This window comes from Dorea sp. YH-dor226 (genome assembly GCF_039832105.1).
Lineage (GTDB): Bacteria > Bacillota > Clostridia > Lachnospirales > Lachnospiraceae > Dorea_A.
The window spans coordinates 1-13,241 of the sequence record NZ_JBDOHS010000029.1 but is presented as its reverse complement, the minus strand read 5'-3'; the positions used below and the strand labels follow the sequence as shown (position 1 = coordinate 13,241).

Genomic DNA, 13,241 nt, shown 5'->3' with positions numbered 1-13,241 from the left:
GTTCCTCTAAAGTTAAATGAGAAAAAGAGTTTAGTGTTTTCATAATAGACACCAACCTTTCCGGCGACTGTCTAACAGGAAAAGTGTAAGACTAAATGCTGCATTTGTGGAAGTGGAAATAGGTGTAAGACTAAAATCCACTTTCCCTCCTTCAAAGTGGAAATAAACTTTTCACTTCAGTCGAAAATAAAGAGTGGTAAAGAAGCAGGCGGAACGTTGACAAACCGCCTGTTTCTCTTTATAATTAAAAGTCAGTATTGACAAAATCAATGTTATGATATAACAGGATAGCTTAGATGAAGGAGAGCAGGAGGAGATTATGCAGAAATACGGAGTAAATGAATTAAGAAGAATGTTCCTGGAATTCTTTGAAAGCAAAGAACATCTTGCAATGAAAAGTTTTTCACTGGTGCCGCACAACGATAAGAGTCTGTTGCTGATCAATTCAGGAATGGCGCCTTTAAAACCATATTTTACCGGGCAGGAGATTCCGCCCAGAAGAAGGGTTACCACCTGTCAGAAATGTATTCGTACTGGTGATATCGAGAATGTAGGAAAAACAGCAAGACACGGTACATTTTTTGAGATGCTTGGCAATTTTTCTTTCGGAGATTACTTTAAGCATGAGGCAATAGCATGGACATGGGAATTTCTGACTGAGGTAGTAGGACTGGATCCTGACAGGCTGTATCCGTCTGTATATGAAGATGATGATGAAGCGTGGGAGATCTGGAATAAAGAGATTGGAATTCCGGAAGAACGTATCTTCCGTTTTGGAAAAGAAGATAACTTCTGGGAGCATGGCTCCGGCCCTTGTGGTCCTTGTTCAGAAGTATATTATGACCGTGGAGAAAAGTATGGCTGTGGAAGTCCTGACTGTACAGTAGGTTGTGAATGTGATCGTTATATGGAGATCTGGAATAATGTATTTACCCAGTTTGACAATGACGGCAATAACAATTATACAGAGCTTGAGCAGAAGAATATTGATACCGGTATGGGACTGGAGCGTCTTGCATGTATCGTTCAGGATGTGGATTCCATGTTTGATATTGATACTCTGAAATCACTGAGAGATCATGTCTGCCGTCTTGCCGGCGTGGAATATGGAAATGATGACGCGCATGATGTATCGATCCGTGTAATTACTGACCATATCCGTTCTGTTACATTTATGATATCAGATGGAATCATGCCATCTAATGAAGGAAGAGGCTATGTGCTCCGTCGTCTGCTCAGACGTGCATGCCGCCATGGAAGATTACTGAATATTCCGGGAGAATTCCTGGTGGAACTCGCACAGACTGTGATTGATGGTTCCAAAGACGGATATCCGGAGCTGGAAGAAAAGAAAGAATTTATCTTTAAGGTAATAGCAAAAGAAGAAGATCAGTTTAATAAGACGATCGATCAGGGTCTTTCTATCCTGTCTGAACTGGAAACTGAGATGGCAAAGAAGGGAGAAACAGTTCTCTCCGGTGATAAAGCATTTAAGCTGTACGATACTTATGGATTCCCGCTGGATCTTACCAAAGAGATTCTGGAAGAAAAGGGGCTTGCCGTAGATGAAGAAGGTTTCAAAGCTTCTATGGAGGTACAGAGAAAGACGGCTCGTGAAGCCCGCGAAGTAACGAACTATATGGGTGCAGACGTAACGGTATATGAGTCCATCGATCCATCTGTGACAACAGAGTTTGTAGGATATGAGAACCTTGCATATGACTCAAAGGTAACTGTGCTTACAACAGATGCGGAACTGGTAGATGCTCTTTCTGACGGAGAAAGAGGAACGATTTTTGTGGAAAAGACTCCGTTCTATGCAACCAGCGGTGGACAGGAAGCCGATAAAGGTGTCATTCGTACTGCAGACGGAGAATTTGTGGTAGAGGATGTTGTAAAGCTTCTCGGAGGAAAATTCGGACATATCGGTCATGTGACGAAAGGCATGATTAAAGTTGGTGATACAGTGACTCTGGAGGTAGATAAGGATAATCGTGCGCTTGCGGCGAATAACCACAGTGCAACTCATCTTCTTCAGAAGGCACTCCGCATGGTTCTCGGCAATCACGTTGAGCAGGCAGGATCTTTGAATAATGCAGAAAGACTCAGATTTGACTTTACACATTTTTCAGCTCTGACAGAAGAAGAACTGAAAAAAGTAGAAGAGATCGTCAATCAAGAGATTCAGAACCGCCTTCCGGTTGTTGTCAGAAATATGCCGATCGAAGAGGCGAAAAAGACAGGAGCGGCAGCTCTCTTTGGTGAAAAATATGGTGATATTGTACGGGTTGTCAGCATGGGAGATTTCTCTATCGAATTCTGTGGAGGTACGCATGTAGCCAATACCGGAGACATTATGGCATTTAAGATCCTTTCTGAGACAGGCGTTGCGGCAGGTGTACGAAGAATTGAGGCGCTCACTGCAAAAGGTCTTATGAATTACTATGAGGATCTGGAAATGAAGCTTCATGAAGCCGCAAAACTTTTGAAGGCAACTCCGGATCATCTTACAGAGAAAGTGACACATCTCCTTGGTGAGAATAAAGCTCTTAAGAGTGAAGTGGAAAGCCTGAAGAGTAAGCTTGCAAAGGATGCCATGGGCGACGTTATGGATCAGGTAACAGAAGTAAAGGGCGTGAAACTCCTTGCAACAAAACTGGAAGGTGTAGATATGAACGGCCTTCGTGATCTTGGCGACCAGTTAAAAGACAAGTTGGGTGAAGGTGTCATCCTTCTGGCTTCCGTCAATGAAGAGAAAGTCAGCCTGATGGCTATGGCGACTCCCGGAGCAATGGAAAAGGGTGCTCATGCAGGTAATCTGATTAAGGCAATTGCCGGATGTGTTGGCGGCGGCGGTGGCGGTCGTCCGAACATGGCCCAGGCCGGAGGCAAGAATCCGGATGGTGTGGAAGCTGCAATTGCCAAAGCACGAGAGGTTCTGGAAGGACAGATTGCTTAAGATATTGACATTAAAATATCTAAAGTTGAAGAAAATTGTTGACGTACTAGAAAAATATGTTATAATCATATGTAGTGCAATAAAAATACCCGATCAGTCGTATGATGCACAATATCGGACTGGAGGGGAGGTTAGGTGTGAGACTATGTCAAATGTAATCGTTAAAGAAAACGAGTCGTTAGATAGCGCTTTACGCAGATTCAAAAGAAACTGTGCAAAAGCTGGTATTCAGCAGGAGATTCGCAAAAGAGAACATTACGAAAAACCAAGTGTTAGACGTAAAAAGAAATCTGAAGCTGCTAGAAAACGTAAGTATAACTAATATGTGCAAGAATAGAGTGCTTTACAGCACTCTATTTTAATGCCTGGAAATGCAGTTGTAAAAAGATAAAAAATAATTAGAAAAAGTATTGACGTTTGATTCATGCAGGTATATACTTTATTACGTTAAAGGGCAAGGGTGCCGTATCATTGATACGGTGCCCTTTTTCTTTTGTTAATAATTAGATTATTGGATGAAAGTGAGGAGTTTATTATGAGACTGAAAGATACGGGTCTTACAGCGCAGGAATTAAAAGACATTGTTAACAAGTATATGGTGGAGACATATGAGCGCTATGATTTCATCGCTGAAAGAGCAGAAGGCATGTATCTGTATGACGAAGAAGGAAACGCTTATCTTGATTTTTATGGTGGTGTTGCTGTTAACAGTGTGGGAAACCGTAACCCTAAGGTGGTTGCTGCCATTAAAGATCAGGTTGATGATATAATGCATACATTTAACTATCCATATACCATTCCACAGGCACTTCTGGCAAAGAAGATCTGTGATACAATCGGTATGGATAAGATTTTTTATCAGAATTCCGGTACAGAAGCCAATGAATGTATGATCAAGATGGCAAGAAAATATGGTGTCGATAATTTCGGACCGGAAAAATATCATATAATCACAGCGAAACAGGGCTTCCATGGAAGAACTTACGGTGCAATGTCTGCAACAGGTCAGCCTGATAATGCAATCCAGATGGGATTTAAGCCAATGCTTCCGGGATTCTCTTACGCAGAGTTCAATAATCTTGAAGATTTTGCATCCAAGATCACGGAAAATACCATTGCTATCATGATCGAGCCTGTACAGGGTGAAGGTGGTGTGCGTCCTGCAACACAGGAGTTTATTGAGGGACTTCGCAAACTTTGCGATGAAAAAGGATTGCTGCTTCTGTTTGATGAAGTTCAGACAGGATGGGGACGTACAGGTGCACCGATGGCATTCATGGGATATGGTGTAAAACCGGATGCAGTGTCCATGGCTAAAGCAGTCGGAGGCGGAATGCCACTTGCAGCATGCTGTGCATCAGCAAAAGTTGCAAAAGCATTTACAGCCGGAACACATGGTTCTACTTATGGTGGACATTGTGTTGCATGTGCAGCCGGACTTGCAGCTGTAACAGAGATTCTTGATAATAATCTGAGCGAAAATGCAAAAGTAATGGGTGACTATATGAAGGCAGAACTTGCAAAACTTCCACACGTGGTAGAGGCAAGAGGACGCGGACTTCTGGTAGGATGTGAATATGACATCCCAATCGCGGTAGACGTAAAACATGGTTGCCTTGACAGAATGGCTCTGATCACAGCAATCGGAAATAAGGTAAATCGTATGATCCCACCGCTTGTCGTTACCAAGAAACAGATTGATGAACTGATAGGTATTATGTGTGAATCTATCGAAGAAGCAGCCGCTGAATATGAAAAGAAAGACAACTAGTTCTTATATTATGACATTAGGAAAATACCGATTGTGGAAAATACACAATCGGTATTTTGTGGGTGGAAATATTAGAATAAAAAGAAGGGAATTTCTAAATTGTGTTGACAAAATATATTTGAGATGTTAATATTTAAATAAGTTTATTGATGTACATCTATTTTTTTTACTCATGCTGATAATATCAGAGATAATATCAGTAAAACAACAGTAATAAGAGCAGGAGAGGAATGATAAGAATGAAAGGAAGAGAACGTGTAATAGCAGCAATCAAAAAGGAACCTGTAGATGGTATTCCGTCTAGTTTTTCGCTTCATTTTCCAAAAGGATGTGAATATGGAGATCAAGGTGTAGCTGCGCATCTGGACTTTTTTGAAAAAACTGATACAGATATATATAAAATAATGAATGAAAATTTATTGCCGCATTGCGACGGAATTCATTGTGGAAATGACTGGAAAAATATACCTGCATTTTCGAAAAAAGACACATGGCTGACCAGACAGATCGACATGGTAAAGGGAATATTGGAAAAGAGTGATTCGGACAAATTTTCTATGGGAACTCTTCACGGAGTGGTTGCATCAAGCTTACACCTGATTGAAAAAACATATGGTTATGATATGGGAAGATTAGTGATGCCTGAACATTTAAGACAGAATAAAATTGCGGTTAGTGATGTATATAAAAGAGTTGCAGATATTTTGTGTGTCTTGGTTGAGGAGTATATGAAGGCAGGTGTTGATGCTGTATATTATGCTGCACTTGGTGGAGAATACAGATATTATACAGATGAAGAATTTGCAGAGTATATTGAACCGTTGGATAAGCAGGTTATGACGGCAATCCGTGAAAACGGAGGATATTGTTTTTTACATATTTGCAAGGACAGATTAAATATGAAGCGTTATGCAGGATATAATGAATATGCAGATGTTGTTAACTGGGGAGTATATGAGGCTCCGTTTTCTATCGAAGAAGGAAAAAAACTTTTTCCAGGAACAACCATTATGGGAGGTCTGGCAAATAGAAGTGGGGTATTAGTTGAAGGAACCGAAGAGGAGATACAAGAAGCCGTAAAAGGCATCATTAGTAGTAATGGAAAAACGGGATTTATCTTAGGTGCGGATTGTACAATCCCCACAGAAATTGAGTATTGGAGAGTGAAAGCAGCTGCTACTGCAGCAAGAGAGTAAGGAGGAACTTTCATGTCATATAGATTAGCAGCGGACGTTGGAGGTACCTTTACTGACATAGTATTATTAAATGATGCTACAGGTGTTTATGAAACAACAAAGGTATTGACAACTCCCGAAGCATTAGAAAAAGGAATATTAAAAGGATTCGATGAGCTGGCGGGAGATAAATATGCAGAAATCACAAGCATTGTTCATGGAACAACGTCGGGTTTAAATTCAGTCATTGAAAGAAGAGGTGCACATTGTGCACTTGTAACAACTAGAGGATTCCGTGATGTATATGAAATTGCAAGAGCTAATCGTCCTGATATTTATAATATTCATTATCATAAACCGGAGCCTTTAATCCCAAGACGAGATATATATGAAATTGATGAAAGAACTGCATTTGATGGAACGATTGAAAAAAGAGTTACAAAAGAGATGATGCAAGAAGTCATTGATAAATTGCGTGGAAATTATGATTCGGTTGCAGTATGTCTTATTAATAGTTATGCGAATACAGAAAATGAAAAAGAAGTTTGCAGAATTCTGGAAAAAGAATTGGATGAAAATACAATTATTACCGCGTCCTATGAAATTGCAAAAGAATCCAGAGAGTATGAAAGAGTAAGTACATCTGCATTAAATGCTTATGTAGCTCCGAGTACAAGGAAACATGTATATGCATTATCGGATGAATTGAAAAAAAGAGGATTTACGGGAACCTTGTATATGATGCAGTCAAGTGGAGGTGTGATTCGTGCCGAGCTGGCAGCCTCAACAGCAGTATATACACTCATGTCTGGTCCTGTAGGAGGCGCAATTGGAGCGAGTGTAATCAATCGTGATAATATTATTGGATTTGATATTGGTGGAACAAGTTTTGATGTTAGTATCGTAGTAAATAATCGCATAGAAACAACCGTAGAAGCAGAAATTGAAGGATTTCCTGTACTTGCACCGACCGTAAATGTTTTTAGTATCGGGGCTGGTGGAGGAAGCATTGCATGGAATGAAGCCGGAGGAATGAGAGTAGGACCGAAAAGTGCAGGAGCTGTTCCAGGACCGGTATGCTATAACAGAGGAGGAAAAAAGCCTACATTAACAGATGCAAATCTGGTACTTGGTCACATGTCTCCAAAGCATTTCCTTGGCGGAAGAATGGAAATGAATGAAGAAAAAACACATGAAGCATTTGAAATCTATGGAAATCAATTTGGTCTGGATAAGATTACTGCGGCTGAGGGAGTATGTGAAATTGCAAATCATAAAATGGCTGATGCTATAAGAGAATTAACTGTGAAAAGAGGAATTGATCCGAGAAATTTTTCTATCCTTGCATTTGGAGGAGCTGGACCTATGCATGCTGCCTTAATTGCTGAGATGCTTGATATTAAAGAGGTAATCGTACCAGCTAATCCAGGAGTGTTTTCGGCATGGGGAATGTTGCATGCGGATATTCGTCATGATGCGGGGAAAACAAAAGTTAGCATATTAAATGATTTGCAGGAAGAAGATTTTCACAGAAATTTTAATGAATTAAAAGAAGAGCTTGATGAAGTCTTAAAAAAAGAAGGAATACAGGGGCAAGAAAAGAGATATCTTTGCAGTCTTGATATGAGATATTTTGGACAAGAATATACAATATCTGTAGAGATTCCGGATGAGACAATATTTAATAAAGATCAGATTGAGGAAGATTACAGTAAAATTTATGAGAGATTATATGGGCATCATTCTTCTGATAATGTTGTTGAAATAGTAAATTATCGAATGACTGTTTTAGTACCGGTAAATAAAGTGTCTGCAAGGCAACGTACCAGCAATTTGCCGGCAAAAGCGTCGGAGCAGATCCAAGGATATTTTGAAAGTAAAAAATACGATATTGACATTTATAAGAGAGAATGTTTGGTGACGGGAAGTGAAATTAAGGGACCGGCAATTGTTGTCGAACTTACTTCTACAACAATAGTTCCTCCAGGATGGAAACTTTGGGTAGATGAATCAGATAGTATGATTATGGAAAATGAGAAAGGAGGAATAGAAGATGGCAGATAAGGTTAATCCGATTGTAGTTGAAATAATCCGTAATGCAGTTAATTCTGCAGCAAGAGAAATGAATAACTGTCTGATTAAAAGTGCATTCGGTCCGGGAATATATGAGATGAAAGACTGTAGTGTCGGTATCTTTGATAAAGAGGCAAAACTGTTGGGCCAGTCTTCAGGCCTCCCCATATTTCTTGGTAATCTGGAGATCTGTATTCAGATAGTTACAGAAAAAATAGGAATTGAGGGTTATAAAAAAGGTGATGTGTTTGTTATGAATGATCCATATCTTCAAGGAACACATGCCGCAGATATTACCGTATTTTCTCCTATTTTTTATAACGGAAAATTAGAAGGCTTTTCAGCGGTGCGTGCCGCAATGCAAGATATGGGTGGTAAAAATCCTATGGGATGTGCAGATAGCACAGAAGTATATCAGGAAGGTCTTCGTATCCCACCTGTCAGGTTATGTATAGAAGGGAAAATTAACGATGATGTTATGGATTTGCTTGCGATAAATTGCAGATATCATTCGATGATGCGAGGAGATTTAAATGCATGTATATCTGCCTGTTATACCGGAGAAATCAGAATTGGAGAACTTTTTGACCGCTATGGAACAGAAACTGTACAAAAGGCTGCGCTGGAGATTTATCGACAGTCAGAACAGATGGACCGACAGGCAGTAGCAGCGATACCTGATGGTGAATACCTGGCAGAAGGTTGTTTGGATAATGATGGTATTACAGAAGAAGAGCGGCCTGTGAAAGTCAAAGTAATCATAAAAGGCGATGAAATGACTATAGATTTATCCGGAAGTGCCAAAATGGGAGTTGGACCAATTAATTGTGGAGAAGCACAAACAATTGCGGCATGTCGTGTAGGATACAAAGAACTTATTAATCCAGAAAATCAAGTGTCCGGAGGAACTTTTCGCAATTTAAAAGTGATTGTAGAAAAAGGTAGTTTTCTGGCAGCTGAGGAGCCGGCTCCTTGCGGATGGTATTTTACTGGACTTGGTTTACTTATTGATTTGATTGTTAAGGCATTGGCACCTGTAATGCCTGAACAGGTTGCTGCTGCACATTACGGTGATTCAAATGTTATTCAATTTAGCGGATATGACAGTATTCGTAAGAAACAATTTGTAATCTGTGAAGCAACGGCAGGAGGATGGGGTGCATATAAAGGAAGCGATGGACAGAATGGAATGATAAATGTTGTAAACGGGGATTTAAAAAACTGGGGAACAGAGTTTATTGAAAGTAAATATCCTCTTAGGATTTTATCATATAGGATTCGTCCAGATTCGGAAGGTGCAGGAAAATACAGAGGAGGTCTGGGACTGGAACGAACATACCGCATTGAATCAGATGATGAATGTTATCTTATGTTGTGGGTAGAACGTTCTAAAACAACTGCATGGGGATTAAATGGAGGTCTAGCAGCAAAAGCACCGGATGTTGTTGTGAATCCTGGTACTGCAGAAGAAAAACATTATCTTAAAACTACGATGCTTCCGGTTAAAAAAGGTGATGTTGTAAAAATAAGTACTGGTGGAGGAGGTGGATATGGAAAACCGGAGGAAAGAAGTGAAGAAGCTTTAAAACAAGATATTGAAAATGGCTATTTGACACTGGAACACGCAGAAAAAATCTATCATTACAAGCGATAAGGAGGATAAAAATGAAAAAGAATTTGAGAAGAATGTTAGTAGTAGGCATTATTTTGGCTATGATTTTCTCTTTGAGTGCATGCAGTAAATCGGAAGATAAAAAAGAAGAATCTGAAGAGAACACATCGATTAGTGAAGAAGATAAAATATTTACAGCCGCTCTTGGTGTAATGCCGGCTAATTTTGATCCGACTAATTTAGTAGGTGCAGGTGATATGAATGCATCTAGAACATGTTATGAACCACTTGTTGAAGAGATTCGTGGAACGACAGAGATAGAACCATGGCTTGCGGAAAGCTATGAAGTCCCAGATGCTAAAACATATATTTTTAAACTTCGGGAAGGTGTAAAATTTGCAGATGGAACAGCGTTAAATGCAGAAGCAGTTGTATATTCATATGAGCGTGCAATGGCATTCGTTAATCCGATTTCTACATTGGTTCAGGAAATTGAGAGTGTAGAAGCAACAGATGATATGACTGTGACAATTAAGTTGAAAAGTGATAATTCTGGATTTCTGTATAACGTAGCAAAGGTCGGTATCATTTCTCCGACATGGTGTAAAGAAAATGAAAAAGATGGAGATTGGGCACAGGAATATTGTGCAAGAAATTCTTGCGGAACTGGTGCCTATCAAATTTCAGGATATGAAGAAGATCAGTATTATACTATGGAAAAATTTGAAGATTACTGGGGAGGATGGGAAGATAATCAAATTGATACCATTCAGACATTAATCGTAAAGGATAATGCAACTCAAATTCAGATGTTGAATTCAGGGGAAGTTGATAAATTACAAATTCCAATCACAGAAAATCTGGATATTCTTGAAGCAAACGAAAATATTGATGTTTTAACAGAACAGTCATTGCAGACAAATATCTTTACATTTAATACACAAAAAGCTCCTTTTGATAATTTGATGGTACGTCAGGCAGTTACACTGGCAATGGATTATCAAGGTGTAAAGGATAATGTATATAATGGGAAAGCAACTGTACCAAGTGGATTTATGCCAGCAAAATTTGCCGATCATGATAATAGTATTCCTCAACAGGAACAGAATCTGGAAAAAGCAAAAGAATTAATGGAACAATCAGGTGTCGGAGAGTGTACAGTTTCCGTTCATCTTTGTGAAGGTAGTGATGATCAGGTTCAGATGGCACAGATTTTACAGGCAAATCTTGCAGAAATCGGTATCACTCTTGAAATAAAGGTAATGCCATGGCTTTCTCTGGTAGAGGAAAATGCCTCTCCGGATACAGCCCCTGAAATGTCAGCGTTGAATATGGGCGCATTTACCGGCGATTCTGTTTTCTTCCTGAAACAGAACTTCCATAGTATGTACAGTGGTCAGCCATATAATTGGAGTTTTTACGAAAATCCAGAATTTGATGAAGTAATTGACAAAGCAACAGCAACTGTTGATGAAACTGAAAAACAGGAATATTTAAATACAGCACAAGAAATTCTGGTTGATGATTGTGCAGCGCTCTACATTACTTCACCTGATTCTGTGGAGGCAATTAATAATAAGTATCAGGGCTTTAAGATTCATCCGTTAGATTATTACTATTCTATTCGTTTTTATCAATTAACGATTGCTGAATAGATATCAATCATCCGGAAGATTAGGGGGCAGTTTATGGCTAAATTTTTAGCAAAAAGATTCTTATCTTTAATTTTTGTCGTAATAGGAATTACTTTGATTGTATTTATTGCGACGCATTGTCTTCCGGCTGATCCGGCGCGGGCGGCAGCAGGGCCGTCCGCATCAAAGGAACAGGTTGAAGAAAAAAGAGTTGAACTGGGATTGGACAAGCCTGTTTACGAGCAGTACATAAATTATATGAAAGGTCTGCTGCATTTTGATATGGGAAAATCATATAAGAGTAAACAGCCGGTTACAAAAGAAATATCTACTAGATTAGCAGCAACAATGGAACTTACGATATTGTCTTTAATAATTTTTTTCATACTTGCACTTTTGCTTGGAAGTATTGCAGCCTTAAAAAGAAATAAACTTGTTGATCATATAATACGATTTTTTTCTGTGGCGAGTATGGCGGTTCCTCCTTATTGGCTTGCTTTGATTTTGCAGTATCTATTGTATTATAAAGCTTCATTACTGCCTGCCGGATACCGACTTCCTGCTGGAGTAGCAGGGCCGGATACAATAACAGGATTATATTTACTAGATAGTGCATTGCAGGGAGATTGGGAATTGTTTTTTCTTTCTGCTAAACATTTGGTATTGCCGGTTTTAAGTCTTGTGATTGGTTATTGTGGGATTACAACCAGAATGATGAGAACTCAGCTTTTACAAGAATTGCGTCAAGATTATATTCGAACGGCAAGATCAAAGGGATTATTAGAACGTCCTGTTATTTTAAGACATGCTATGAAGAATGCTATTTCTCCGATATTAACTATGCTTGGTATGCAGGCTGGTGGAATGATTGGAGGAACTGTATTGATAGAAAAGATTTTTAGTTGGCCGGGACTTGGTTCTTATGCCTTGGAATCAATTTTGTCTATGGATTTACTAGTGATAGCAGGAATAACAATGGTAATGGCTATTATATTTATATTGATAAATTTGATCGTTGATATTTCTTATGTTCTCATAGATCCGAGAGTGAGGTTGTCATGATGAAAACGATAAAAAAATTTTTTTTCAGAGATATCCCTTCTGCTATGGGAACTATTATTTCCCTGGGAATTATCTTGTTTATGATAATAGGACCAATAGTAACAAAATATGATCCTTTGGAAGTGGATATGGGAGCAAAACTAGTTTCTCCAGGAGCATCGCATATATTTGGAACTGATGAAATGGGAAGAGACATATTTTCAAGACTTGCTTATGGCTCATGGTATTCTATGGGAACAGCATTAGCCGTAGTTCTTCTTGCAGCAGCTTTTGGCATTGTTGTGGGAGGTATTGCTGGATATGTTGGGGGGTGGTTTGATAATGTGCTCATGCGAATTTGTGATGTATTTTTATCATTTCCTCAAATATTTCTGGCAATGATTATTGCTGCTGCAATTGGCGCAGGAATAGGCCCGACAATTTTTGCATTAGCAGTATCCTGGTGGCCAAATTATGCCAGGATGGTTCGAGGAATGGTTATTGTTATTAAAGAAAAATTGTATGTAGAATCGGCTAAATCTATAGGAATGCATCCGGTTAGAATTATTTTTAGAATAATTATTCCACAAACAATGTCTATGGTTATTCCACAAATTACAATGGGAATAGGTAATGCATTGATAGCAGCATCAGGATTTTCATTTATAGGATTGGGTGCACAGATGCCAACACCGGAATGGGGAGCTATGATATCACAGGGGAGTAGATATATTTTTAACGCACCGTATTATGTAGTAATTCCGGGAATTTTTATTTTTCTTTCTGTGTTGGGGTTCAGTTTATTAGGAGATTCTTTGCAGGAAGCTACAAATCCTGAACTAAAAAATATATAGATTAGGTAATTGTTAAATGATTTTTTTCTATGATGTGGATAACTCTCCTCATATAAGGAGAGAAAAAACGGTCATTATTCAGAATGGTTTCTGAATTGACATAAATCATCAGATATGGGGCG

General features: G+C 39.0%; 9 protein-coding genes. All 9 read left to right on the top strand.

Annotated elements, in window-relative coordinates; genetic code table 11:
* The first annotated feature begins 319 nt into the window (after positions 1-319).
* The 9 genes from alaS (at position 320) to ABE547_RS14315 (ending at position 13,119) form a co-directional block, all read left to right on the top strand.
* Positions 320-2,959 (top strand): alanine--tRNA ligase, encoded by a 2,640-nt coding sequence (gene alaS / locus ABE547_RS14355; protein WP_347379380.1) that lies wholly within the window; start codon positions 320-322, stop codon positions 2,957-2,959.
* Between the two features lie 145 nt (positions 2,960-3,104).
* Positions 3,105-3,281, top strand: coding sequence for a 30S ribosomal protein S21 (gene rpsU / locus ABE547_RS14350; protein ID WP_005603101.1), 177 nt, complete (start codon positions 3,105-3,107; stop codon positions 3,279-3,281).
* 213 nt (positions 3,282-3,494) lie between these two features.
* Entirely contained in the window at positions 3,495-4,730 is a 1,236-nt protein-coding gene (locus tag ABE547_RS14345; protein WP_347379379.1) for an acetylornithine/succinylornithine family transaminase, read from the top strand.
* Positions 4,731-4,960: 230 nt separating this feature from the next.
* A complete protein-coding gene (locus tag ABE547_RS14340) occupies positions 4,961-5,926 on the top strand; it encodes a uroporphyrinogen decarboxylase family protein (RefSeq protein ID WP_347379378.1) in 966 nt (321 codons plus the stop codon).
* Positions 5,927-5,938: 12 nt separating this feature from the next.
* Entirely contained in the window at positions 5,939-7,969 is a 2,031-nt protein-coding gene (locus ABE547_RS14335; RefSeq protein WP_347379377.1) for a hydantoinase/oxoprolinase family protein, read from the top strand.
* Positions 7,959-9,632 carry a hydantoinase B/oxoprolinase family protein gene (locus ABE547_RS14330; protein WP_347379376.1) on the top strand — a complete coding sequence of 558 codons (1,674 nt, stop codon included), beginning with the start codon at positions 7,959-7,961 and terminating at the stop codon, positions 9,630-9,632. Before ABE547_RS14335 ends, ABE547_RS14330 begins: the two co-directional genes overlap by 11 nt.
* A gap of 11 nt (positions 9,633-9,643) precedes the next feature.
* On the top strand, positions 9,644-11,245 hold the full coding sequence (locus tag ABE547_RS14325) for an ABC transporter substrate-binding protein (protein WP_347379375.1): 1,602 nt from the start codon (positions 9,644-9,646) through the stop codon (positions 11,243-11,245).
* Positions 11,246-11,278: 33 nt separating this feature from the next.
* A complete protein-coding gene (locus ABE547_RS14320; protein ID WP_347379374.1) occupies positions 11,279-12,286 on the top strand; it encodes an ABC transporter permease in 1,008 nt (335 codons plus the stop codon).
* A complete protein-coding gene (locus tag ABE547_RS14315; protein WP_347379373.1) occupies positions 12,283-13,119 on the top strand; it encodes an ABC transporter permease in 837 nt (278 codons plus the stop codon). The genes ABE547_RS14320 and ABE547_RS14315 overlap by 4 nt, the downstream gene beginning before the upstream one ends.
* Positions 13,120-13,241: the final 122 nt, after the last annotated feature.